Source organism: Vibrio gazogenes (assembly GCF_023920225.1).
GTDB classification, from domain to species: domain Bacteria; phylum Pseudomonadota; class Gammaproteobacteria; order Enterobacterales; family Vibrionaceae; genus Vibrio; species Vibrio gazogenes.
Genome location: NZ_CP092587.1, coordinates 2,447,437 through 2,472,225 on the forward strand (window position 1 = coordinate 2,447,437; position 24,789 = coordinate 2,472,225).

At 46.5% G+C, this 24,789-nt stretch carries 25 protein-coding genes and 1 pseudogene; 4 read left to right on the top strand and 22 right to left on the bottom strand.

The window, feature by feature from the left end; genetic code table 11:
• Nucleotides 1-18 precede the first annotated feature (18 nt).
• Entirely contained in the window at nt 19-546 is a 528-nt protein-coding gene (fldA, locus tag MKS89_RS10815) for a flavodoxin FldA (protein ID WP_072956630.1), read from the top strand.
• Between the two features lie 268 nt (nt 547-814).
• Nucleotides 815-1,261, top strand: coding sequence for a ferric iron uptake transcriptional regulator FcrX (gene fcrX / locus MKS89_RS10820; RefSeq protein ID WP_072956628.1), 447 nt, complete (start codon nt 815-817; stop codon nt 1,259-1,261).
• Nucleotides 1,262-1,311: 50 nt separating this feature from the next.
• Here the strand turns inward: fcrX and MKS89_RS10825 are convergent, their stop codons facing one another.
• From MKS89_RS10825 to fabB, 3 genes are all read right to left on the bottom strand, one after another.
• The gene (locus MKS89_RS10825; protein WP_072956624.1) at nt 1,312-2,325 is read right to left on the bottom strand and encodes an aspartate-semialdehyde dehydrogenase; all 1,014 of its coding nucleotides are present in this window, start codon (nt 2,323-2,325) and stop codon (nt 1,312-1,314) included.
• Nucleotides 2,322-3,455 carry a 4-phosphoerythronate dehydrogenase gene (locus MKS89_RS10830; protein ID WP_072956981.1) on the bottom strand — a complete coding sequence of 378 codons (1,134 nt, stop codon included), beginning with the start codon at nt 3,453-3,455 and terminating at the stop codon, nt 2,322-2,324. The genes MKS89_RS10825 and MKS89_RS10830 overlap by 4 nt, the downstream gene beginning before the upstream one ends.
• Before the next feature lie 214 nt (nt 3,456-3,669).
• Entirely contained in the window at nt 3,670-4,881 is a 1,212-nt protein-coding gene (fabB, locus tag MKS89_RS10835) for a beta-ketoacyl-ACP synthase I (RefSeq protein ID WP_072956622.1), read from the bottom strand.
• Nucleotides 4,882-5,021: 140 nt separating this feature from the next.
• Between fabB and mnmC the strand changes: the two genes are divergently transcribed.
• Entirely contained in the window at nt 5,022-7,043 is a 2,022-nt protein-coding gene (gene mnmC / locus MKS89_RS10840) for a bifunctional tRNA (5-methylaminomethyl-2-thiouridine)(34)-methyltransferase MnmC2/FAD-dependent 5-carboxymethylaminomethyl-2-thiouridine(34) oxidoreductase MnmC1 (RefSeq protein ID WP_072956619.1), read from the top strand.
• Between the two features lie 98 nt (nt 7,044-7,141).
• Here mnmC and MKS89_RS10845 read toward each other — a convergent pair whose 3' ends face one another.
• From MKS89_RS10845 to prmB, 5 genes are all read right to left on the bottom strand, one after another.
• Nucleotides 7,142-7,669 carry an NADPH-dependent FMN reductase gene (locus MKS89_RS10845; protein ID WP_072956616.1) on the bottom strand — a complete coding sequence of 176 codons (528 nt, stop codon included), beginning with the start codon at nt 7,667-7,669 and terminating at the stop codon, nt 7,142-7,144.
• A gap of 116 nt (nt 7,670-7,785) precedes the next feature.
• Nucleotides 7,786-8,067 (bottom strand): YfcL family protein, encoded by a 282-nt coding sequence (locus tag MKS89_RS10850; protein WP_072956614.1) that lies wholly within the window; start codon nt 8,065-8,067, stop codon nt 7,786-7,788.
• Between the two features lie 110 nt (nt 8,068-8,177).
• Nucleotides 8,178-8,708, bottom strand: a complete 531-nt coding sequence (locus tag MKS89_RS10855) for an elongation factor P hydroxylase (protein ID WP_072956611.1) — start codon at nt 8,706-8,708, stop codon at nt 8,178-8,180.
• Nucleotides 8,709-8,859: 151 nt separating this feature from the next.
• On the bottom strand, nt 8,860-9,945 hold the full coding sequence (gene aroC, locus MKS89_RS10860) for a chorismate synthase (protein ID WP_072956609.1): 1,086 nt from the start codon (nt 9,943-9,945) through the stop codon (nt 8,860-8,862).
• A 176-nt stretch (nt 9,946-10,121) separates the two neighbouring features.
• The gene (gene prmB, locus MKS89_RS10865; protein WP_072956606.1) at nt 10,122-11,054 is read right to left on the bottom strand and encodes a 50S ribosomal protein L3 N(5)-glutamine methyltransferase; all 933 of its coding nucleotides are present in this window, start codon (nt 11,052-11,054) and stop codon (nt 10,122-10,124) included.
• A gap of 62 nt (nt 11,055-11,116) precedes the next feature.
• Between prmB and smrB the strand changes: the two genes are divergently transcribed.
• The gene (gene smrB, locus MKS89_RS10870; protein WP_072956603.1) at nt 11,117-11,647 is read left to right on the top strand and encodes an endonuclease SmrB; all 531 of its coding nucleotides are present in this window, start codon (nt 11,117-11,119) and stop codon (nt 11,645-11,647) included.
• 50 nt (nt 11,648-11,697) lie between these two features.
• Here smrB and flhB read toward each other — a convergent pair whose 3' ends face one another.
• From flhB to fliF, 14 genes and pseudogenes are all read right to left on the bottom strand, one after another.
• A complete protein-coding gene (gene flhB / locus MKS89_RS10875) occupies nt 11,698-12,828 on the bottom strand; it encodes a flagellar biosynthesis protein FlhB (RefSeq protein ID WP_072956601.1) in 1,131 nt (376 codons plus the stop codon).
• A gap of 12 nt (nt 12,829-12,840) precedes the next feature.
• Entirely contained in the window at nt 12,841-13,632 is a 792-nt protein-coding gene (gene fliR, locus MKS89_RS10880; protein WP_072956598.1) for a flagellar biosynthetic protein FliR, read from the bottom strand.
• 10 nt (nt 13,633-13,642) lie between these two features.
• Nucleotides 13,643-13,912, bottom strand: a complete 270-nt coding sequence (gene fliQ / locus MKS89_RS10885; RefSeq protein WP_072956595.1) for a flagellar biosynthesis protein FliQ — start codon at nt 13,910-13,912, stop codon at nt 13,643-13,645.
• Between the two features lie 9 nt (nt 13,913-13,921).
• Nucleotides 13,922-14,638 (bottom strand): annotated as a pseudogene (gene fliP / locus MKS89_RS10890) (flagellar type III secretion system pore protein FliP); the annotation flags it as partial.
• Between the two features lie 148 nt (nt 14,639-14,786).
• Nucleotides 14,787-15,179, bottom strand: a complete 393-nt coding sequence (gene fliO, locus MKS89_RS10895) for a flagellar biosynthetic protein FliO (RefSeq protein WP_072956590.1) — start codon at nt 15,177-15,179, stop codon at nt 14,787-14,789.
• 8 nt (nt 15,180-15,187) lie between these two features.
• A complete protein-coding gene (fliN, locus tag MKS89_RS10900) occupies nt 15,188-15,601 on the bottom strand; it encodes a flagellar motor switch protein FliN (protein ID WP_059121292.1) in 414 nt (137 codons plus the stop codon).
• Between the two features lie 14 nt (nt 15,602-15,615).
• A complete protein-coding gene (fliM, locus tag MKS89_RS10905) occupies nt 15,616-16,662 on the bottom strand; it encodes a flagellar motor switch protein FliM (RefSeq protein WP_072956587.1) in 1,047 nt (348 codons plus the stop codon).
• 7 nt (nt 16,663-16,669) lie between these two features.
• Nucleotides 16,670-17,179: a flagellar basal body-associated protein FliL gene (gene fliL, locus MKS89_RS10910; RefSeq protein ID WP_072956584.1), complete on the bottom strand. Its 510-nt coding sequence runs from the start codon at nt 17,177-17,179 to the stop codon at nt 16,670-16,672.
• Between the two features lie 37 nt (nt 17,180-17,216).
• Nucleotides 17,217-19,244, bottom strand: a complete 2,028-nt coding sequence (locus MKS89_RS10915; RefSeq protein WP_072956581.1) for a flagellar hook-length control protein FliK — start codon at nt 19,242-19,244, stop codon at nt 17,217-17,219.
• Nucleotides 19,245-19,407: 163 nt separating this feature from the next.
• Complete coding sequence (gene fliJ / locus MKS89_RS10920; protein WP_072956579.1) at nt 19,408-19,848, bottom strand: flagellar export protein FliJ; 441 nt, start codon at nt 19,846-19,848, stop codon at nt 19,408-19,410.
• Between the two features lies 1 nt (nt 19,849).
• Complete coding sequence (gene fliI / locus MKS89_RS10925) at nt 19,850-21,178, bottom strand: flagellar protein export ATPase FliI (protein ID WP_072956577.1); 1,329 nt, start codon at nt 21,176-21,178, stop codon at nt 19,850-19,852.
• Nucleotides 21,172-21,972 (bottom strand): flagellar assembly protein FliH, encoded by an 801-nt coding sequence (fliH, locus tag MKS89_RS10930; protein WP_072956574.1) that lies wholly within the window; start codon nt 21,970-21,972, stop codon nt 21,172-21,174. Before fliH ends, fliI begins: the two co-directional genes overlap by 7 nt.
• Nucleotides 21,973-21,994: 22 nt before the next feature.
• The gene (gene fliG, locus MKS89_RS10935; protein ID WP_072956572.1) at nt 21,995-23,041 is read right to left on the bottom strand and encodes a flagellar motor switch protein FliG; all 1,047 of its coding nucleotides are present in this window, start codon (nt 23,039-23,041) and stop codon (nt 21,995-21,997) included.
• Nucleotides 23,034-24,773 (bottom strand): flagellar basal-body MS-ring/collar protein FliF, encoded by a 1,740-nt coding sequence (gene fliF / locus MKS89_RS10940; RefSeq protein ID WP_072956569.1) that lies wholly within the window; start codon nt 24,771-24,773, stop codon nt 23,034-23,036. Before fliF ends, fliG begins: the two co-directional genes overlap by 8 nt.
• Nucleotides 24,774-24,789: the final 16 nt, after the last annotated feature.

Below are 24,789 nucleotides of genomic sequence, written 5' to 3' on the forward strand. Positions count from 1 at the left end.
TATATAGGGTAATGATTTATGGCAAGTGTAGGTATCTTCTTTGGTAGTGATACAGGTAATACTGAAGCCGTTGCAAAAATGATTCAAAAGCAACTTGGTACAAAATTAGTTCATGTGCAAGATATTGCAAAAAGCAGTAAAGAGGACATTGATAACTTTGACTTACTGCTGTTTGGCATCCCCACTTGGTACTACGGTGAAGCTCAGTGCGATTGGGATGATTTTTTCCCAGAGCTTGAGGGGATTGATTTTTCAACAAAACTGGTTGCAATCTTTGGTTGTGGCGATCAAGAAGACTACGCTGAATATTTTTGTGATGCGATGGGAACGGTTCGAGATATCATTGAAAGCAAAGGCGCAACGATTATTGGTCATTGGCCGACGGAAGGCTATGAATTTGAAGCATCCAAAGCACTGGTGGACGATAACAATTTCGTCGGCCTATGTATCGATGAAGATCGTCAGCCAGAACTCACAGAAGACCGCGTCAATCGTTGGGTCAACCAAGTCTACGATGAAATGTGCCTGTCTGAGTTAGAAGACTGATTTTTATTGATAAAAGACCTACACTTGCAATGAATGTTCAAACTTTGAACAACCTTTGACAGTTCAGGTCTTTTTATTTACCGATGGATCTTATAAAGTACAACTATTGCTCGCATCCACATGTGAAACAAACTGCATATTTTGTCACACTCTCAGGAAAGATACAATATCCTTTAAAAGTTAGTGGTTTATTGTTGGCGGTGACTAACCTATAATAATTCAAATCATGAAACGCTGTTACTGATGCAGATCATCAACAGGAAAATATATGTCTGATAACAACCAAGCACTCAAGGATGCGGGCCTGAAGGTCACTCTCCCTCGGTTAAAAATTCTCGAAGTTTTGCAGCAGCCGGAGTGCCAGCATATTAGTGCTGAAGAACTGTATAAGAAACTGATTGACCTTGGCGAAGAGATTGGTCTGGCTACTGTTTATCGAGTTCTTAACCAATTTGACGATGCAGGTATCGTGACTCGCCACCACTTCGAAGGTGGAAAATCTGTATTTGAACTATCGACACAAGAGCATCATGATCACCTTGTTTGCCTTGATTGTGGAGAAGTAATTGAATTCTCTGATGAAGTGATAGAAGAACGGCAAAGAGAAATCGCTTCTCAATATAATGTACAACTGACAAACCACAGTCTTTATCTTTACGGTAAGTGCCGTGAAGGGAGTTGCAAAGACAACCCTAACGCGCATAAACGCAAGTAACGTAAGTAAAAAACCACCGATAAGTCGGTGGTTTTTTATCCCATTCTGAATTACAAATAATCCCGAACAAGAATTTCCGCAATCTGAACCGCATTGGTTGCTGCCCCTTTGCGAACATTATCAGCAACGACCCATAGGTTAATCCCCTGATGGTGACTGATATCATTACGAATCCGACCAACAAAAACATTATCCTGTCCGCCAGCATGACCAACCTGCGTCGGAAAATCTTCCCCGGAGAACACCTCAACATTCTCAGATTGGCGAAGTAAATCAGCCACCGCCTCCGCATCAATCGGTGTCCGGGTCTCCACATGCAACGCTTCTGCATGGCCGTAGAACACAGGTACCCGAACACAAGTCGGATTAACCTGAATCGTCGGATCATTGAAGATTTTCTGGGTTTCCCACACCATTTTCATTTCTTCACGTGTATATCCATTATCCATAAAAGCATCAATCTGAGGAATACAGTTAAATGCAATCTGCTGGCTAAACTGATTTGGCTCCGCAGGTACCCCATTCAATAATCTGGCAGTTTGCCCGGCCAGCTCATCCACGCCCGATTTCCCGGCACCAGAAACTGATTGATAGGTTGAAACATTGATGCGCTCAATCCCGGCGGCATCATGGATCGGCTTCAACGCAACCAACATCTGTATCGTTGAACAGTTCGGGTTAGCAATGATGTTACGATTACGAAATTCTGCAATCGCTTCAGGATTCACTTCAGGGACAACCAGCGGTATATCATAGTCATAGCGGAACTGAGATGTATTATCAATGACCACAACCCCCGCATCGGCAGCGATTGGCGCCCATTTTTCCGATAGTTCTCCCCCGGCAGAAAAGAGAGCGATGTGAGCCTGAGACCAGTCAAAGTCTTCAACGTTCTGGACATACACCGACTTGCCGTTAAATCGGTAACTTTTTCCTTCACTGCGCTCACTCGCAAGCAAAAAGAGCGTGTCTACAGGAAACTGGCGTTTCTGAAGCACTTCAATCATCGCTTCACCGACAGCGCCTGTGGCACCGAAAACAACAACGTTAAATTTTTGGCTCATGGTGTTACCTCAATTTGAAAACCTAATTCTGACAACGGACTCAAATGACAGTCCTGCTGACCAGTTATTTTTATTGCACCGTATTCACGACGATTCCAATAGTTTTTACGCATGGCATCAAAGGCACCCGGTTGGTTAATGACTCTTCTAAATAACGCATCATCTCGACGCACGTCATAGACTAAATGGATCAAACTCACTAATGTCGCTTCATCCCAAGCATGAGACAGACACACTTCAGAGATCGGGGCAACCGGTAAAAGCTTATTCGGACTTGCCCAGAGATCACAACCGAGGAAAGTACAATAGCTGTTAAAAATCATCGTTGTTCCACGAGCCTTGCCTTCTAGGCCGTAACCGGCAATATGTGGTGTCGCAAAAGCAAGTAATGGTAACAACGCCATATCAACTTCCGGTTCAAACTCAAATACGTCTAAAACCGCCGTAAACCCATCCTGTTGCTGCAAACGGCGCTTCAGCGCAGCATTATCAACAATCGGTCCTCTGGCCGCATTAATGAGAATCTGATCAGCTCGTAGATGATTTAACCGCTGCTCATCCATCAAGTGATAAGTCGGCCAAGCGCCATCTTTCACCAGCGGTGTGTGTAAGGTAATCACATCGGCAGTTTCCAACAGCGTTTCCAGTTCAGTAAACTGACGAGGATCACCTTCAGCTTCCTTGGGCGGGTCATTGAGTAATACATTTAATCCGATACCACGCAGACAGTCCGCAAGGTAGCTACCGACCTGCCCGGCACCGATGATACCGACTGTTTTATCAAAAACAGAAAAACCCTGCTGTTGTGCAAGCACCATGAGTACACTGAATACATACTCAGCGACCCCCACTTTGTTGCACCCCGGTGCAGCGGTAAAGAAAATTCCCCTTTCCTGCAAAAGTTTCTGATCGACATGATCTATACCTGCTGTTGCTGTACCGACAAATTTGAGCTTATTCGCCTTTTGCAGTAATGCATCATTCACCTTCGTCACGGACCGAATCATTAAAGCATCAACATCCACTAAGTCATCAGCGGTTAAATTACGTCCGGATTTTAGAATCACGTCACCCAATTGGCTGAATAATGCTTCGGCATAGGGCATATTTTCATCTATGAGGATTTTCATACCTGACATCATCTTTTCTTTTTCGAAATTAAAGAAGGATTGTACAGAAAGTCGGAACATGGTTCGATATAAATGTTTGATACAAAAAATACTCGGTATCGTACGACACCGAGTATTTCATCGAATAATTCAATCTGAATATGTTACTTACGACGATTGAACTGGCAAAGAATCAATCACGACACAAAATAGCCGTGTAAGAGAGGTTGCCCAATCACCCCTGATATTTGCGCATCAGTAAGGTTGCATTTGTTCCACCGAAACCAAAACTGTTCGACATCACTGTTGTCAGTTCTTGTTCTCTGACCGCTGTAACAATATCCAGCCCTTGTGCTGCTTCATCGAGATTCTCAATATTCACACTTGGGGCGACAAAGCTATGATGGAGCATCAGCAGAGAGTAAATGGTTTCATGGACCCCAGCCGCACCCAGTGCATGACCTGTCATTGCTTTTGTTGCCGAGATAGCAGGGCTTTTGCCACCGAACACTTCTTGAATTGCATAAAGCTCTTTGACATCTCCAGCAACCGTTGATGTTCCATGCGTGTTAATGTAATCGACGCGATCAGTATTTTGCATCGCCATCTTCATACAACGCACAGCGCCTTCACCTGAAGGTGCGACCATATCATAACCATCGGAAGTGGCACCGTAACCAACGATTTCACCATAGATTGTGGCACCACGAGCCAACGCATGTTCCAACTCTTCAACGACAACCATACCGCCACCACCGGAAATGACAAATCCATCCCGATCAGCATCATAGGTGCGAGAGGCACAGTCTGGTGTATCATTATATTTAGTTGACAGCGCACCCATCGCATCAAACATCATGGTCATTGTCCAATCGAGTTCTTCACCACCACCGGCAAACACAATATCTTGCTTACCAAGTTGAATGAGTTCTGACGCATGACCAATACAGTGAGCAGACGTTGAACATGCTGAACTCATACTATAATTCACACCGCGAATCTTAAATGGTGTCGCCAGACAGGCAGAAACAGTCGATGACATTGTTCGTGTAACCATATAAGGACCGACTCGTTTGACCCCTTTTTCACGCAATGTGTCAACAGCAAGAGCTTGGTTCAATGATGATGCACCGCCAGAACCGGCAACAATACCAGTTCGGTCGTTTGAAACCATCTCTGGTGTCAATCCGGCATCAGCAATCGCTTGTTCAAGCGACAAATAAGCATAGGCCGCAGCGTCTCCCATAAACCGCATTTGCTTACGATCAATCAGTGTTGATGGATCAATTTTCAAACCGCCCCATACTTGAGAGCGCAGACCTTTCTCTTTAAACTGCTCAGACGCTGTAATACCTGATTTTCCAGCTTTCAAAGATGCCAGAACTTCTTCGACATTGTTACCGATACTGGAAACAATACCCATACCGGTTATTACAACTCGTTTCATATAAAATCCCTATTCTTTAAAAAATTCGTATAATTTCGCTAGGATGATAACTGACAAAGTTCATTGAAGTGGTCAGCTTTCCAAGAAATTCGTACAATTCATTCACCGTAGTATACCGCCCATAAAAGAAAAACACAGCTATGACTAAAATAACCAACGCCAAACTCGACTGGAACGAAGTCGGAACCCCCGTATCCGGAGAGTTTGATGACGTCTATTTTTCGAATGTGAATGGATTTGAGGAGACAAGATACGTTTTTCTTCAAAAAAATCAATTACCTGAACGTTGGAATAATTTTAATCGACCAAGATTTGTGATTGGAGAAACAGGATTCGGAACCGGGCTTAATTTTCTCGCGGCATGGCAAGCATTTGATCAGTTTCACCGTCAACATCCGGACGCCCCGCTTCAGTCACTTCATTTCATCAGTTTTGAAAAATATCCGGTGAATCGGGATGACTTAATCAAAGCTCATCAAGCCTGGCCGGAACTGGCAGATTATGCGGCAGAACTCCAACAACATTACCCACTGGCAGTACCGGAATGTCACCGAATCACACTCGCTGACGGTGCCGTCACGCTCGATCTGTGGTTCGGTGATATCCATGACTGTATGCCTTTAGTCCCCGTCCCCCAAGATGGTCTGATTGATGCGTGGTTTCTCGACGGTTTTGCACCAAGCAAGAACCCCGATATGTGGAATCAGCAACTGTTTGATCATATGGCAAAACTAGCCAAAGCGGATGCAACTTGTGCAACATTTACAGCCGCAGGCTTTGTCCGGCGAGGATTGATCGAAGCTGGTTTTTCGATGCAAAAAGTCAAAGGGTTCGGTACCAAACGAGAGATGTTGGTCGGTACAATCACAACACCGACCGGATTCACCAATATGCTTCCGTGGTATGCCCACCAGTCGGTCCCCGATTTAACGGATGTAGCCATTATCGGGGGCGGAATCGCCAGCGCCACATTAGCAAAAACCTTAAGTCGCCGAGGGATTCAGGTGACGCTTTATTGCCAAGATGACCAAGCAGCACAAGGTGCATCAGGCAATCGTCAAGGGGCGATTTATCCGCTGCTGAATGCTCAACATGATCCATTATCCCGCTTTTTTGCCGCGAGTTTTCTATATGCGCGACAATTTATCGAACAGCAACACCGTGACGGTCTCGATTTTGATTACCAGTGGTGTGGCGTCACCCAACTGATGTGGAACGAACGGGCGCACAAAAAATTGAAACCCATAGCAACGGGTCATTTCCCGACAGACCTAGTCACCGACCAGGATGCACACCAGACTTCGGCAACACTGGGGTTACCCGTCACATCGGAAAGTCTTTATTATCCGCTCGGCGGCTGGATTTGTCCCGCACAGCTCACGGAGCAACTACTGTCATCATTACAAGCATCCGGCCGGCTCAACACCCATTTCCACACCCAAATTGATCAACTCCACTGGGATGCTCAGACATCGGTCTGGCAACTCCATAGTGCGGATCAAATCTTCCGTCATCAATGTGTCGTCATTGCCAACGGACATCAGTTTGACCAGTTTCCCCAGACTCAAACACTCCCACTCGCCCAAGTCAAAGGTCAGGTCAGTCATATCCCGACAACGGATACGCTCAATCATCTCAACACGGTGCTCTGTTACGATGGTTATATGACGCCCGCCAATCCAGCCAACCAGCAGCATTGTATTGGTGCCAGTTATGATCGCCAGAATATTGACATCCACTTTGATCCGAGCGCGCAAACACAAAATCGAGACAAGCTGCAAACCTGTATACCCGACCAATCGTGGCCGGACGACATCGATATTTCGCAAAATCAATCAAGACAAGGGATTCGCTGTGTCAGCCGTGATCATCTGCCTTTTGCCGGCAATCTGGGTGATTTGCAAACCATCAAAACACAGTATCATGCATTGGCTACACAAACGGCTCAATCCGCCCCCCAGATTCACCATTATCCCAATCTCTATGGGATGTTAGGGCTCGGTTCCAGAGGGTTAAGCTCCGCACCACTGCTGGCAGAATGCCTGGCCTCTATTATGTGTGGCGATCCACTGCCGCTATCCGTCGATTTACTGGAACGCCTTCATCCCAGCCGAATGTGGATCAGAAAACTGCGCAAAGGCAAAACGATTATGTCGTCTTAACGCCATAACCGACTTCCCGTCAAATACAAAAAATCACCCGAGGTCTCCCTTCGGGTGATTTATGTTTGGCCGAAGCCACCAATCAGATCTCGAAACGATTATCCCTGTAAGGTTTGAACCGCTTGCTCAATCTCAGCTGCAATTGTTGGATTAGTGACTTGACCTTTTTCCATGTCAAAATTGTCGTAAAAACTCGGTACGGAAACCGACGCTTTTACCTCACCACCAAAGAAACCGGCAGAAGCCGTTGCAGCAGCCAATACGGACTGAGCCCCACCGGGTCCAGGAGATGTCGCCAAATAAACTGCCGGTTTACTCTTGAAGATATCCCGATCGATCCGAGTCATCCAATCAAACAAATTTTTATAAGCTGCCGGATAATGGCCGTTATGCTCGGCGTAAGAAATAACGAATGCATCCGCCTGCGACAAATCATCCAAAAAAGCCTTTGCACCTTCTGCATGACCGATCTCTTTTTCTAAATCTTCGCTGAACATCGGCACTGAATAATTATTGATATCAAGGACCTGAACGTCAGCACCTGCGACCAAATTTGCCGCATAAGTTGCTAATGCTTTATTAATCGAAGCTGAACTTGTACTCGCACCAAATGCAATAATTTTCATCGTTATTACCTCTTCATCATCTTAGAATATGTTCAGAATAATCCTTCATCGCCATGGCAACAACCGCAAAAATTGTATAGATACATTCAAATAATTAGAATGACCATCACTGCGATTTACGGTGCCTTCGCAAAGTCCATCTGAGACAGTAATCTTTCCCATAGTTGTTGAACAATCACACGATCAGCCGGTGCCAGCTCAGAACGGGCGTTGTCCAGACTTGTTTCGATCCGTGTCTTCAGCTCAGCCAGTTCGGTAACACCTTCATCTTCACATGATGCCGCAGCCAGTGAGATATGCCCACGCAGATAACCACCGGCAAATAGTTCATCATCAGAGGCATGGGCAATGCCATCATCGATCAATGCCAGCATTTCTTCTTCAAATTCAATAATCATTTTATACTCTTCATTACTACTACAGTGACTGATTGTTTGACAGCGCAACCATACAATTATCCGGATTGGGAGCACGATATGATTGGTATCGATCCTGTGTCAGACGAATATTATGTCACAACAAATAGCGCTGGAGACAACGATTCAGTCCGATAAAAAGTCCGTAATTCATCAGCAAGCATACCAACCCGTTCAGGGAGTCCCTGACGAAGAATCTGCATCACCTCATCATGAACTTTCACCATAAATTGCAGTCGATCCGGCTCAAAGTCACCATTCAGATTGTCACAACTCACCGAAAAAGGAAAACCGGCACTGACTGAAAGAATCCATTCGTAAGCCTGAGGACGAATCTCCACCTGCTCAAACGCAGCCTGAACTTCCCGAGTCCGACCATCCGGTTCATACCAATAGCCAAAATCTTCCAACTGCCGTCGCTCCGGGCCTGCAACACACCAATGCGCAATTTCATGCAATGCGGATGCGTAAAAGCCATGCGCAAAAATAATTCGGTGATAAGGAACCGAATCATCAGCCGGTAAATAAATAGGTTCATCATCCCCGGCTACCAAATGTGTCTGATAACGCTCAGCAAAGGTCTGATTGAAAATGTTGATTAAGTCCTGATAGCGATGAACCATGATTTACTTGATCTGTTGTGACGACGGCGTGCATTTTCCTGTTTTTCCCACGAGAGGTAAAGTCTCTCCATAAAAAAATGCCCTCCGAGGAAGGCATTCAAGCAAAATTTTACGCACAATTCACGCAACGAATTCGCGCAGAAAAAGCGGATCAGATTTTCGGGGTCTCAGTCACGACATGCTGATTTTGACCGCGATGACGCAGAAGATGATCCATCAAGACAATCGCCAGCATCGCTTCCGCAATCGGAACCGCACGAATACCGACACATGGATCATGACGCCCTTTGGTAATCAATTGTGTTTCTTCACCCGTTTTCGTGATTGTGTCACCGGGAATCGTAATACTGGAGGTCGGTTTCAGCGCGATATTGGCGACAATGTCTTGCCCTGTTGAAATACCACCCAGCACACCACCAGCATGATTACTGCCAAAGCCATCCGGTGACAATGCATCCCGGTGCTGACTGCCTTTCTGTTGGACGACCGCAAACCCGTCACCGATTTCAACGCCTTTCACCGCATTGATACTCATTAATGCGTGTGCAATATCTGCATCCAAACGATCAAAAACCGGCTCTCCCAAGCCAACCGGTACGGATGTCGCTACAACCTGAATTTTGGCACCCACAGAATCGCCCTGTTTTTTCAGATCTCGAATGAGTGCGTCAAATGGTTCGACTTTATCAACATCCGGACAGAAAAAAGCGTTATTTTCGATTTCATCCCAGTCAACTCTGTCGATAGAGATATCACCCATTTGTGACAGATAGGCACGAATTTCAATGCCATACGCCTGACGCAGATATTTCTTGGCGACGGCACCGGCAGCCACGCGCATTGCTGTTTCACGTGCAGAAGAGCGACCACCACCGCGATAATCCCGAATGCCATACTTTTGGTAGTAGGTATAATCGGCATGTCCAGGGCGGAATTTATCTTTAATCTCTGAGTAATCTTTAGACCGCTGATCCGTATTTTCAATCAACAATCCTATCGAGGTACCGGTTGTTTTCCCCTCGAATACTCCAGATAAAATTTTCACTTCATCCGGTTCTCGCCGCTGTGTGGTATAACGAGACGTTCCCGGACGACGTCTGTCGAGATCGACTTGCAAATCAGCTTCCGTCAATTCGAGTCCCGGAGGGCATCCGTCAACGATACATCCCAGAGCAAGACCGTGACTTTCTCCAAACGTCGTTACACGGAAATGTTGCCCGATACTATTTCCTGCCATGCACTTTCCTGTTTATTAATGTTGTGAATAACTATTTTTTATTTTTAATTCGTTGTGATTTCTGGCGAACCAATCAGGCTCATGAGACCGACATTCACGATACGTGGCCTCATAGTCGCTTGATTCTGATTTGATGTAAAGCCTCAATCCCAGCGCTTCTCGCTCATCGAATCACTTTAATCACGGTAGTCAGAAAAATGCTCAGCACATTCAACTAACTGTTGGCGAGTCAGCATAAAGACCCCATGACCACCGTTGGAAAATTCCGGCCATGTAAACGGAATATCCGGATACTGTGCCATCATATGCACCATCGAATTACCGACTTCGCAGATCAAAATCCCTTGCTCCGTCAGATAATCAGGTGCATTAGCAAGGATTCGGCGGACTAATTCTAATCCATCCACTCCAGCCGCCAGACCAAGTTCCGGCTCATGTTCAAATTCCTGCGGTAATGAGTCCATGTCTTCTTGATCGACATAAGGCGGATTAGAGACAATCAACTCATAAGCAGCTTTGGGTAAGTCCCTGAACAGATCAGAACGCATGGGAAAGACTTGTTGTTCCAGCCCATGATCCTGAATATTGATCTCGGCAACCGCCAGAGCATCGGTAGAAATATCAACAGCATCCACTTCAGCTTCGGGGAACATATGCGCACATGCAATGGCAATACAGCCACTCCCCGTACAGAGATCCATGATTTTATTCGGTGTTTCAGTCAGCCAAGGCTGAAACTGATTTTCAATCAATTCACCAATCGGAGAGCGTGGTATCAGTACCCGCTCATCCACAAAAAATTCCAACCCACAAAACCAAGCCTTATTCGTTAAATAAGCAACAGGCTTACGTTCTTTAATGCGCTGAATCACCCGCTCGACAATACCCGTTCTTTCACTCATCGTCAGACGAGAACTTAATACATGTGAAGGCGCGTCGATCGGCAGATATAAAGTGGGTAAAATCAACTGAACGGCTTCATCCCAAGCATTATCGGTCCCATGACCATAAAATAATCCGGCAGCGTTAAAGCGACTGACCGCCCAACGAATCATATCCTGAAGCGTATGAAGCTCAGTAACTGCCTCATCGACAAAAATCTTATCCAAAATTGCCTCCAAAAAGCGCTACAATACTGCTTATCCATATTTAACGAACATATGAACAGCGAATGAGTGACCACGACCCATATCAGGATGATGACTCAACTTTATTCAACGATGCAGTAAAGGGCGTAAAAAAGTTGCATCAGGATACCATAGTCCGGCAACCAAACAGAAATACCAAACACAATTTAACACGCCGCAACACACGTGATACCAATGACAATGAGTTCTATTTTTCTGATGAATTCGTGCCACATCTTGATCACGAGGGGCCGACGCGCTACGCACGCAATGACGTCTCCAAATATGAGGTCAAGCGGCTGCGTCGGGGAATTTATGTGCCGGACGTTTTTCTCGATATGCACGGTATGACTCAAAAAGAGGCGAAAAGAGAGCTGGCTGCAATGATCGCCTACTGTATCAAAGAAGGTATCCATTGTGCCTGTGTTCAGCATGGAATTGGCAAACACATTCTGAAACAGAAAGTCCCCCTGTGGCTGGCCCAGCACCCTGACGTCATGGCCTTTCATCAGGCACCGCTGGTCTTTGGCGGAAACGGCGCGTTATTGATACTGCTGTCGATTCCCGAAAAATAGAGCACGAGTAACAATATAAAAGATAACGAGCAACATCCCCCTGTCAGACGCTAATAATTCATATCGGTTGGAATGGTCATCGCTTCTTCATTCAGTTTTGGCCGTTTACCACCGCGTCGCCGATACTGCCGCAGCTGAAACACATAAGCCAACACTTGAGCCACCGCTAAAAACAGCCCGTCAGGGATCTCTTGCTCTAATTCAGTGGTATGGTAAAGCGCACGCGCCAAAGGGGGAGCCGGCACAATCTCAATCTCATGTTCTCTGGCAACCTCCCTAATTTTCAGGGCAAGATGATCGATACCTTTTGCGACCACAATGGGCGCTTTATCACTACTTTGCTTATACCGTAGTGCAACAGAGAAATGTTCCGGGTTGGTGATAATGACATCCGCTTGAGGTACATCAGCCATCATTCGTCGCTGTGCGGCTTCTCTTTGCAGCATCCGGATCCGACCTTTTACTTCAGGTTTCCCTTCCGTGTCTTTGTATTCATCTTTGACTTCCTGTTTCGTCATTTTTAACTGATTGGCGTGCTGCCAAATTTGGAAAGGAATATCAATAGCGACCACAATCAGTAAAGAACAACTAATCAACAGCACGAAATTCAGTAATATTTGTAACGCGTGATAAATATTTTGCGGAAAGGCATCCAGACTTAGCTGAAATAGATCGACTTTCTGACTATCAATCAAAAAGAAAGCCGCACCGGCAACCAGTGCGACTTTCAAAATAGACTTGAGTAATTCGACCCAGCTTTGCAGACCAAACATGCGTTTGAGCCCACTAAGCAGGTTTAATTTTGACATTTTAGGACGGGCAGCTTCTGCCGAAAAAGAGATGCCACCAACACCGGTTGCACCGAGGAGCGCGGCGATAAACAGCGTCACCAGAATCAATATCATCGGTAAGATCAGCGTCACCAACGAACCGGATAAAACCTCGAACAGTTTCGGCAAGTCAAAGATCTCTTCACGGCTCAAAGTAAAGAGCCGCCCCATCGCCAAATACAAGGCTTTCGCCAAACGTTCACCAAACCACATCAGTGCAATCGCACCAACGACCAGTACCGATACGGACGCTAACTCTTTTGAACGGGCAACCTGCCCTTTCTCTCTCGCCTGCTCTAGCCTTCGGGGCGTGGCGTCTTCGGTACGTTCTTGTCCGTCAGACTCAGCCATGGTCTGTCCTCCTTAAGGTGCCTGACAATTCAGTCGTATCAGTCGACAGATCTGAGCCTGTCCTTGCTCCCAGAAAATCTCATAATGACTGAACAGTCCGGTAACAATGTACCAGCACAGCAGTAACCCGACCATGAGCGCAAAAGCAAAACCAAGAGAAAATATATTCAACTGTGGCGCTGCTCGAGTCATGACGCCAAACGATAGATTGACGGTCAGTAAGGCAATAATGCCGGAAAGTGACATGGTCAAGGCAACTTTAAACATGATCCCAAACCACAACGCTAATTCACGAAAGTCAACGGACGTCAGCCCACCTTGCCCGATCGGTAATGACTTAAAACTGAAGGCGATGAGTTGAAGCATTTTTAAATGCCCATCAGTGGCAAGAAAAAACATCGTCGCCAGAAACATAAAAAACTGCCCCAGTAACGGGGTATTTTGCCCATTGGCAGGGTCAACCATCGAAGCAAAGCCCAAGCTGGATTGCATCCCGATAATTTGTCCCAGCATGACAAAAGTCTGAATCATAAACTGCGTCACCGTTCCCATAGCGACACCAATAATAATTTGCTCAAAAGTAATCATGAATCCCTGTACAGAGAGCAATTCAATATGGGTGGGAACAGCCGGGATGACGGGCATCAATGCGAATGTGATCGCAAGACCAAGATAAAGACGAACACGGGCAGTCACAAAACGAGCCCCGGTCACGGTCATCACCATCAACATGGCAGAGATCCGAGTCAGCGGCCAAAAATAGGTAGCGATCCAATCTAAAATCAGGTTTGCCGGATATGTCATCACGAGTACCTCAATGGAGGATTTGTGGTAAACGATCAATCATGGAATAAAAGAACTCCATTAAAATCCGAGTCATCCAATGGGCAAACAGCATCAACGCCAGCAATGTCACAATTAAACGGGGAAGAAAGCTGAGTGTTTGCTCGTTAATCGAGGTCGCAGCCTGAAACACTGCAACGGCTAAACCGATCAATAAACCGGGCACAATGATTGCCGAAACCATTAACAATACAATCCATAAAGCATCGCGGAATATTTCAACAAAAGCTTCTGGTGTCATCGTGTCCCCCTAAAGTGCAAAGCTACCTGCGAGTGTCGATAGAATCAGGTTCCATCCATCAACCAACACAAACAGCATGAGCTTGAATGGCAAAGAAACAATCATAGGAGATAACATCATCATCCCCATTGCCATCAAGACCGAAGCAACCACCAAGTCGATTACCAAAAAAGGGAGAAACAGCATAAACCCGATCTGAAAGGCTGTTTTTAACTCAGAGGTGATAAAAGCCGGAATCAATACCGTCATTTCAACATCTTGTGGATCGGTTGCTTGAGAGCCGGACATATTCACAAACGTTTCTAAATCTTTGACCCGAGTTTGCTTGAGCATGAAAGCTCGCATCGGTTTCTGCGCCTCGTCAAAGGCTTGTTTGGCATTAATTTGCTCATTGAGATAAGGCTGGATCGCGCGTTCATTCACCTGGTGAAAGACCGGAGACATAATAAAAAAGGTCAGAAACAACGCAATCCCGATAATGACTTGGTTTGAGGGCGTCTGCTGCAAACCCATTGCCTGCCGCAGAATCGACATGACGACCACAATCCGGGTAAACGAGGTCATCAAGATGACTAATGCCGGCAAGAAGCCGAGCATCGTCATCAAACCGAGAATTTGTAAACTAATTGAATAATCCTGACTACCGTCAGGATTGGTGGTCATGGTTATCGCAGGGATACCGGCTTGATTCGAGTGAGTGGTCGTTGCTGTATTTGCAAGCCCCTGTGCGGTAATACTTTGTGTCACCGAACTATTGGCGGGCTGAGCGTCTCCCGGTGCTGGTGCCGCCCAAGACATCACTGAAAACGACCCTAGACACAGCACCAACCCGAGAAGAGCCAGCCTGTTCCAATGTGATGTGATTAAATGGAAGCTATATTTTATCATTCTTTTTCAGAAACCGATTAAGTTGGCCGGCAAAGGGATGTTCCCCTGTCTGGGACCCAGATGACAACGGTTGTTCAAGTTTGGAAATCAATTGAATCGAATGGCTCGTCGCTCCGACTAAAAACTGTTCTTCTCCTGCTTGAACAATCAACAGTTTTTCTTTCGTACCAATCGGGAGTTGACGAATGATCATCAAATCTTTCTGCTGACCCAACACTGGCAAACGCATCTTTTTGAGTAAGAATGCCAGTACCAAGATAAAGGCAATCACAAAAACCAAAGACCCCAGTGTCGTCAAAATACTCATGGAGTCGCCAACCTCTGCCCAGACGGGAAAAGCACACAAAAACAGACTAAACAGGCTAATTAATCGTTTCATCAACGCTCTTATCTCAGCTTCTTAATCCGTTCAGTCTGGCTAATCACATCGGTTAAACGGATACCAAACTTATCGTTCACCACCACAACCTCACCATGGGCAATCAAGGTTCCATTGACGAGGACATCCAATGATTCTCCGGCAATACGATCCAGTTCGACAACCGAGCCTTGGTTCAATTGCAACAAATTACGGATACTAATTTGTGAGCGACCGACTTCCATCGAAATGGTTACTGGGATATCCATAATCGTATCCAGTTTCCGTCGTTCATCTTCTGAAATAGGCTGTGATGTATCTTTCAACTCTTCCAGCGGGGCTGCCAATATTTCATCAATATCGTCATCTGATGCCGCATTCGGGTCTTCACCCAGCGCAGCTGCCCACTCATCTGCCAGTTTTTGATCATCAATATCAGACATCTTTGCTACCTACTTTAGTCTTTTACTTCATCTTCTCTTTCAAGATCAGAAATAATATCTTCACTCAAAAAAGCTAAATCTGTCTTCACCACATCAGGACGTTTGATTTTCTGCGAAATCTGAATGGCCAGATTGTCTTCCGAACGCCCCATTTTCACACGGAAGGTCGGCAGCTCTTCCACAAACATAACCGCATGTTCAGGCATATCGATCGGAATAACATCGCCCGCCTGCAACTCCATCAAATCTCTTAATGCCAATACTTTTTCCAGTAAATTCACACGGAAATTGACTGGCACATCCATGATTTCCTCACGCAACGCCGAGCTCCAGCGAACGTCTGTTTCCATTTTATCAGACTGAACCCCAGCATCTAAAAGTTCACGAATCGGTTCAAGCATCGAGTATGGCATGACCATATGAAAATCACCACCACCGCCATCGACCTCAATATGAAACGAACTCACGACAATCACTTCCGTCGGACTGACAATATTCGCCATGCTTGGGTTCACTTCGGAGTCAAGATATTCAAACTCAACCCCCATCACCGGAGACCAAGCTTCTTTATAGTCTCCGAACACAATCTTCAGCAATAACTGAATAACCCGACGCTCTGTCGGAGTAAATTCACGACCTTCGATTCTGGCGTGAAAGCGACCATCGCCACCGAAGAAATTTTCCACCAAAATGAAGACCAAGCGTGCTTCCATGGTAATCAACGCGGTCCCTTTCAATGGACGGAAACGCACCATGTTGAGACTGGTCGGAACATACAATGTGTTCTGGTACTCCCCGAACTTCATCATTTGTACGCCGTTAATCGACACTTCGGCTGTTTTTCTCAGCATGTTAAACAAGCTGATACGTAAATGACGCGCAAATCGTTCGTTAATCAATTCAAGCGTCGGCATCCGTCCCCGGACAATGCGATCCTGTGAAGAAAAATCAAAACTGGTCGCCTCACGCGAATCCGTTTCTAATTCTTCTTCTTCATCATCGACACTATCGACGCCATGTAATAGCGCATCAATCTCGTCCTGGCTTAATAGATCAGTCACACATCACCTATTGCATTACAAAATCAGTAAACAGAACACGTTCAATCACTGGCTCACCGACCGCTTTAGTCAGCGCAGTCTGAATATCTTTCGTCGCCCGGTCACGTAACTCAATCCGGCCATTGGGTGACCGCAGTTGTTCCACGGTCGCAGAAGCAAACGTCGAGAGCAGAGAACTTTCAATTAACGGGGAGTGGTAACGGGCCTGATTTTCATTATCACTTCCCCGAACCATCAGTTGAACTTTGATTTGCACCATCCGATCACGCTTATCGCCCGTCACATTAAATACGAACGGTTGAGGCAGGCTAACATAGGCCACCGGTTCATTATTATTACCGGCCTCCTTCACAACACTCTGCTCAGGCTCTGCACTCGGTGACTCTTCATCCGAACCCATCATAAAAAATGCAGCACCGCCACCAACCATCAGCAATACCACCAAGGCGATAATGATAATCAAAAGTTTCTTTTTGCCGCCGAATGCATTATCTGCGACACCATTCTCATCTGCCATAATTATCTCTGCATGTGCAACGTACTAATTTTTAACCTTATGCGTAATAACTAATCCCATCACGCTTCGAACTAACATTCATATCAAGTTTAACACCTGTGTCTGGATTATCATCATGAAAAACAGAATCCTGCCCCGGCAAAGCTCCCTGTCCGGAGGACTGACCCTGACCGGAAGCAGCATAACCTGGTTGTTGATGACCACTGCCTTGATGTTGTACGGATGTTTCCCCCAGCTGTACGCCTTGCTGTGACAACATGTCTCTCAAACGAGGCATGGAATGTTCAAGTGCCTCTCTGGCTTGCGGGGTTGCCACGGTAAAATGCACCGTCGCGGCATCACCAGACATATTCATCCGGATATGCATCCGTCCAAGTTCTGGCGGATCAAGGCGAATATCAATGTTTTTCAAATTTTTGGACATCATCATCTGAACCCGCTCCGAGAGCTGGTCGGCCGCCATGGCATCTTTTGCCAAATAAATCGACGTCGGAGTCTGTGCTACATCGGCTCTTATATGACTTTGTACGCCCGGGCTCTGTTGACCTGCCAGCGATGACAGTTGATGTGCAAAATGTCCTTCTTTTCCCGTACCATCGTCAATCATTCCCTCTGGGCGGACTTTACTATCACCAAGTCCAGCCAGACGCTGACGAATCCATTGCTCACGTCCGACTGCACTCGCAGATAAAGTCTGTAATGCCGCCTGAGAAGCAATTGAATCACCGGGAAGATGCATAAGCGAATTGGTGGAACCATCGCTCTGAATCGCTTGAGTCAACGGGTTCACAGGAACTGGTGTTACCTGAGACAGTTGTTGAGCCGCAAACTGTTGCTGAGCCATATGTGTATGATGACGAGGATCCGCTCTGGGCGGTAATTCTTGATTCAAAGATTGCAGGAGCTTTTGTGATAGCACGGCTTTTTCCGTATTGCCTTCAGTGCCAGATAATACAGCCGCCTGAGTGTGTTCAACGTCATCGGTTAGCGTCACATTCTGCACATCAGCCTGACCGGTAATATTCTGATTTGATACGCTTTGGATATTTGCCCCGGCAAGTATCTGCTCCGGTGAAACGGTCTCTTTTCGATGTGCCGTATCTTTAGTCTGCACTTCGGATGAGACAACAGGTGCTGCATTGCCACTCTGTTGAGCGGAGGCTTCCGGGAGCTGAGACAGATCGGCCGTCAAGGCTTTATCCCCTGTCAGTTGATGCTCATCCGAACCTTTACTCTGGGTTTGAGAAGAGTCACTATCCGGTTCAACCTGAGGCAAAGACAATGCTGACGAGACGGCAGTATCCTGAAGTGTATCTGGGTCTATCACATTGACCTGCTGCACTGTGTTTGCTACGTGTTTGGTTCCCTCAGCTTGAGTGTCATCCGAGGCTGGCAATTTGTTGCCGTTTTGCGACACAAGCTGCTGTTCAGCACCTTTAAGTCGGCTGAGTACCGCTTCACCCTCTCCCATTGTCCGCAATGCAGCGTCTTTCTGTGCTGATGAATCACCTTTCTGTGCTGACGAATCACTTTGCTCGGAAGATTTCAGGGAAGATGACGAAGAAGTTGTCGCATGGGGCGGCGTGTTTGACTCGGGGCGAGGGGGATTCAGCGCTGCGGTATCACCATCAGGCTGATGTTGTCCACCAGATGTTTTCGCGGCCGCAATTTGAGCATTATCCAAATCCAAATCACCAACATTCTCAGACAAATTCTTCTGGGACTTCACCTCAACAAACTCGGCTTTAGATGACTCTTTTCCAGAAACTTCTTTATCAGATATGTCTTTACCAGATATGTCTGGATCGGACAAAAGAGCATCCGCTGACATATCACCAGCAACATCCGATACCCCTTCGGTAGGCTTCGCCTCACCACTCTTTATTGAGGAAGGTTTTCCAGAAGCCGAATCATCTCCCTTAAATAAAGCTGCCAGTTTGGCAAAAAAGCCACCGGACTCTTGCGACGATTCAGCGACATCACCAACAACGGCATCATCACTAACCGCTTTATGGTGAGATTGAGCTTTCTGTGTCCCTGATGTGGGCGTGAGGTTGATATTCATATCCAGTACTCTTGCAAACCAAACCTAATTGACGGTATTTGCTATCACAAACAAATAACTTTGATGCAAACAACTTGATATTAAATAAGCAAAAACTAAGCCATATCTATCAGAACATTCGTCCAGTCAGTAATATCGTGATTCAAATAGGGTAAGAGTCCATTTAAAATCGTGCTTTGCGGGCATACTGAATCGTTGTGAATTCATCGAGTCGTTTCTGCTCTCGTTTGATTTCAGCCTGTTGTTTTTCGGCCAGCTTCTTGTCTCGCAACCACTCATAAGAACGGCGCGTTTTGCGGACTTCAAGCCAATGTTCCTGACAATTTTCAACTTGATCGATAAAATGCTGCTCTGCGCCTCTTTGTTTCGCGAGCGTCTCGTCCAACTGAGTTAAGAAGCGATTCAGGTGTCCATACTGACTTGCCGTTAAACCGGCTTTTCCTCGGTCAATCATTTGATGGCAATAATCCAGACGATACTGTTCAATCTGACTCACCTGACGGTAATAATCTTCAAGTTCCTGACGTGCGCTATTTAATGCGAGCACGGCTTTCTCTTCACTCTCTTTCGCCTGTTCCAGCAAGAATTCCAGTGCATTTTCCATATCATTCAGAACCTATCTGCAAAACATTCTTCAACATACTGACACACATATCATACGGGACGGTGTCTTTCATGCCTTGTTGCAGATACATATCAATTTTCGGTTTGAGAGTAAATGCCTGATCAATCGACGGATCAGTGCCTGGTTTATAAGCGCCAATCGACACCAGATCCTGATTTTTACGACAGACAGATAGGACTTGTCGCACGGCTTTTGACATCAGTTGATGCTCATCGGTCGTGATTTGAGGCATCACCCGACTCACCGATTTTTCAACATCAACCGCTGGATAGTGACCTGCATCCGCCAGTTCGCGGGATAAAACAATATGACCATCGAGAATAGCCCGTGACGCATCGGCAATCGGATCCTGAAGATCATCCCCTTCCGTCAACACGGTAAAAAACGCAGTGATCGATCCCTGATCGTCACTCCCATTCCCCGCACGCTCAACCAACGCTGGTAATTTGGCAAAGACTGAAGGTGGATATCCTTTCGTCGCCGGGGGCTCACCGACTGAAAGTGCAATTTCCCGCTGTGCCTGAGCGAAACGGGTCAACGAATCCATCAGTAATAAGACATCTAACCCTTGATCACGAAAATACTCAGCAATAGTCAACGCGGTCTGACACCCTTTAAGGCGCATAAGCGGTGATGAATCGGCCGGTGCGGCAACAACAACTGCCCGCTGACGGCCATCAACACCTAAAATTTCATCAATAAATTCTTTAACTTCTCGTCCACGTTCACCTATGAGGCCAACCACCACGACTTGAGCCGTCGTTCCGCGAGTCATCATTCCCAATGTCACGGACTTACCCACACCGGAACCGGCAAAAAGCCCGATACGCTGTCCTTTACCGACCGTCAATAATCCATTCACTGACTTCAGGCCGACATCCAGTGGTTCAGAGATTGGTTTACGTGCAAGGGGGTTGATCGCAGCGGATTGAAAAGAAGCTTTATGTTCTGCATAAATCGGGCCTTTGCCATCCAACGGCATCCCGACCCCATCAATGACTCTTCCCAACAGTTCCATACCGACGGGGACACCAGTATCACCGTGAATCGGCGTCACTTTCGCTCCGGGTAAAATACCTGAAACTTGTTCACTCGGCATCAGATAAAGATGAGCGCCAGAAAAACCGACCACTTCCGCTTCTATCTCACCACTCATCGTTTCGACTTTACATAAACTGCCGATCGGTGCTTTACACCCGGTGGCTTCCAGAGTCAGTCCGACCACCCGGACGAGACGGCCAGAAGCAATGGGGCGGGAAGACAATCCCTGAATTTTGTATTGTGCAAAACGTTCTTCTAACGCTAACACGCATCACCACCATGTCGGTTTGCTTCACAGAAACTTTTCAGTGTGGTTCGGATTCGCTCTTCAATCCGGTAGCTGACACTCGATTCACCGGCCTCGATTTCAACATCACCGCGATTGAGAGATGGTTCACTCACTAAAATCCAGTGCCGGAAATCAAGGTCTTCTTCTCCGTAGGACTGACGAATAATCTCAACATCTTCCGGATTGAGTTTCAATGTAATGTCATGGCCGGTAATCGGTAGTGACTCAACGGAAGATTTCACCGTATCCAGAATCACCTGCGGATTCATCTGTACTTCAACCCGAACCACTTCTTTGACCAAAGCAAGCACCATATCAACCAGTTGGCGTTCAACCTGTGCATTCATCAGTGCGAGGGGTTGGGCGAATTGATTCGCTAAATTAACAAAACTGGTGACATGAGCATCGATAATTTCCTGAGCGGCCGTCAGACCTTCATTTTGTCCGGCTTCTTGGCCTTCCTGATGCCCCGCCTGATAACCTTCTTCTTTACCTTTATCGTAACCTTGTCTGAAACCGGCTTCCTGACCCTGATGTAATCCTTCTTGATAAGCACCTTGACGAATCAGTTCGATTTCTTCTTCCGTCAGTTCCAGTGGCGACTCTTCTACCATGCGTTCCGCCTCCGGTATCCATCCCGGATCGTATTTCAGTGCCGTGTCTTTTGCCTGGCCATGCGTATCAGCAGTGTAATCGGGTAGCCCCCACACTTTTGCACGCTCAACATCAGTATCCATTCCCGGCCGTAAGAATCCGCGTTTTCTGTCTGACATCGTGACTCCTTAAACCAATTGATCAGAGGAATTCATCAGCGCCACCTGACAACATGATTTCACCGTTATCAGCCATTCTGCGGGCAATCGCCAGAATTTCTTTCTGCGCAGCTTCCACATCCGAGACTTTGATTGGCGGCATCGCTTCAAGATCGTCTTTAAGCATTTCGGCAGCACGTTTAGACATATTTTTAAAGATTTTTTCTTTCAGGGTGTCATCAGCTCCTTTCAGTGCTTTCTGCAAGACATCCTGTGGCACATCCCGCAACAGTTTCTGGATCCCCTGATCATCAACTTCAGCGAGGTTTTCAAAGACAAACATCAGATCCTGAATTTGCGTTGCCAGATCTTCATCCTGATCACGCATTTGCTCCATCAGGACGCCTTCAACGTTATTATCGAGGTAGTTCATAATATCGGCAGCGGCTTTCAGACCACCAATTTTCGCAGCTTGTGCGCCCGCTTGACCGGCAAACTGTTTCTCCATAATTTCGTTCAATTCTGCCAATGCCGACGGCTGTACTTCCTCCAGATTAGCAATCCGCATCATCAAGTCCAGTCGATCCCGTTCAGCAAATTGTGCCAAAATTTCAGCCGATTGGTCTGGATCGAGATAGGACAAAACGATTGTCTGGATCTGCGGGTGCTCATTGACAATAATGCTGGCAACCTGACGTGGATCCATCCATTTCAAAGAGTCCAAACCTTTTGAACCGGTTCCCAGCAGAATTTGATCGACCAGATTATTGGCTTTATCTTCGCCTAAGGCTGCAACCAAGGCATTACGCATAAAGTCTTCGCTGCCCATCCCGATATTGGTGTACTTCTGAATATCCTCCAGAAATGCCCGGTGCACGGCACTCACTTTACCCTGACTCAGTTCACTCGAGCGAGCCATCGCACTACCAACTCGCTGGACCTGTTTCGGTTCCAGATGACGAATAATCCCGGCAGCATCTTCCTCATTCAGACTCAATAAGAGGATTGCAGCTTTTTCATCGCCACTAATTGACCCGATATCAATGTCTTGAGAAACCAAATCACCGCCCTTTTCTTTTTCATCAGCCATCGTTCACCATCCAATTTTTCACAACCTGAGCTGCGAGTTCCGGCTCATTGGCAACCAAGGCCCGTACCGCTTTCAGTACGTCTTCATCTTTATGTAAATTCGGTAAATCAATCGTCGAACCGAACTCGAACAGATCACCCGCGTCAATGTCTTCACCAATCAGGCTGGTTTCACCATCTGCACCAATCGGTAGTCCATCGGGACCATAAATTTGGTCTTCATCTCCACTGGTTGGGTTGATAAGTTTTTTCATTGCCGGACGAACCAATACCAGAATCACGACAATGATAACCAATGCACTTGCCAGCCAACGAATCCACTCGCTAAAGTTCGGGTTTTCCCAAATCGGTACATCAGTAAGTTTTTCCATTTCAGGCTTGGCAAACTGCATACTTAAGACATTTAATAAATCGCCGCGTTGTTCATTATAGCCAATCGCACCGACCAGGACCTGACGCACCGCATTTAGTTGACTATCAGACAAAGGCTTATAGGTAACCTCACCGGTATCCGGATTCACAACCTCACGGTCTTTAATGGCCACGGAAACGGTTTGACGATTAATCACACCGGTCTGTTTCCGCTCATGACTCACAGTCGTGTTCAATTCGTAATTACGTGTGGCTTCTTTATGGACTGATCCTTGACCGAGGGTCGAACCATCTTTCATTTGTGCGACATCTTCCGGGATAGAAGAGTCTGCCGGGGGTTGATTGCTCAGCGCACCGGGAACACCTGCAACAACGTTGGCGTTGTTATAATCTTCAAGCGTGTATTCACTACGGGTTGATGGTTTTTTCGGGTCAAACTGACGACTGGTCTGCTCAATGGCACTGAAGTCCATTTCAACATCAACCTGCGCAGTATATTGCCCCAGCCCGAGAATCGGGATCAGCACTGAATCAATTTTATCTTTGAGTTCTTGCTCTTGCTTACGCTCTAACTCTTGCTCTTTCCGACGTGCAGTGGATAAAGGATCGGCAGACCCCGAGTTAAGCAGGCGTCCATGTTGATCGGTGACCGTAATACGAGTGGTTTTCATACCAGGAACTGCACTGGCAACCATATCGACAATTGAATCGACTTCTTCCTGTTTCAGATTTGCACCGGTTCTCAGCGTCAAAAAAACCGATGCTGAAGCTTCTTGATTTTGACGGACAAACACACTCGATTTAGGCATCGCCAGTAATACGCGCGCTTTTCTCACCTGATTCATAGCTTCAATTGCTTTGGCTAACTGGCGCTCACGGCTCAATTTTAACCGCTCGATTTCAAGACGCTGTGATACGCCAAAGCCCATATCCTGAAGCAGAATATCATCACCGGCCTGTTTATCCTGATTCAGACCCGCCCTGGCTAAATCCAGTTTGAGTCCGCTGTATTCAGTGACCGGAACCAAAATCGTATTACCATCGAGTTTATATTCTTTCTTACTCTGATCGAGATAATCCAGAATCGGGATTAATTCCTCGGTATCATAGGCTCCAAGTGGACGCATTTCCGGCTCTTTCACCCAGAAAAACAGCATCAGGATCAAAGCGACACAAATAGAGATGGAAAGAACAAGAACAACCTGACGGATCAGGTCCAAATCACCGACGGCAAAATCGAAACGAGATGAACTTTTTTCATCTAAATCAGGGTCTTGATGATCGACGGGTAAATCCGTATCTGCGGAAAGCGCCCCACCATCACTTAAAGTCAGGTCTGTCGATTGGTTATCTTCGGCCACGTTGCTTACCTACAAT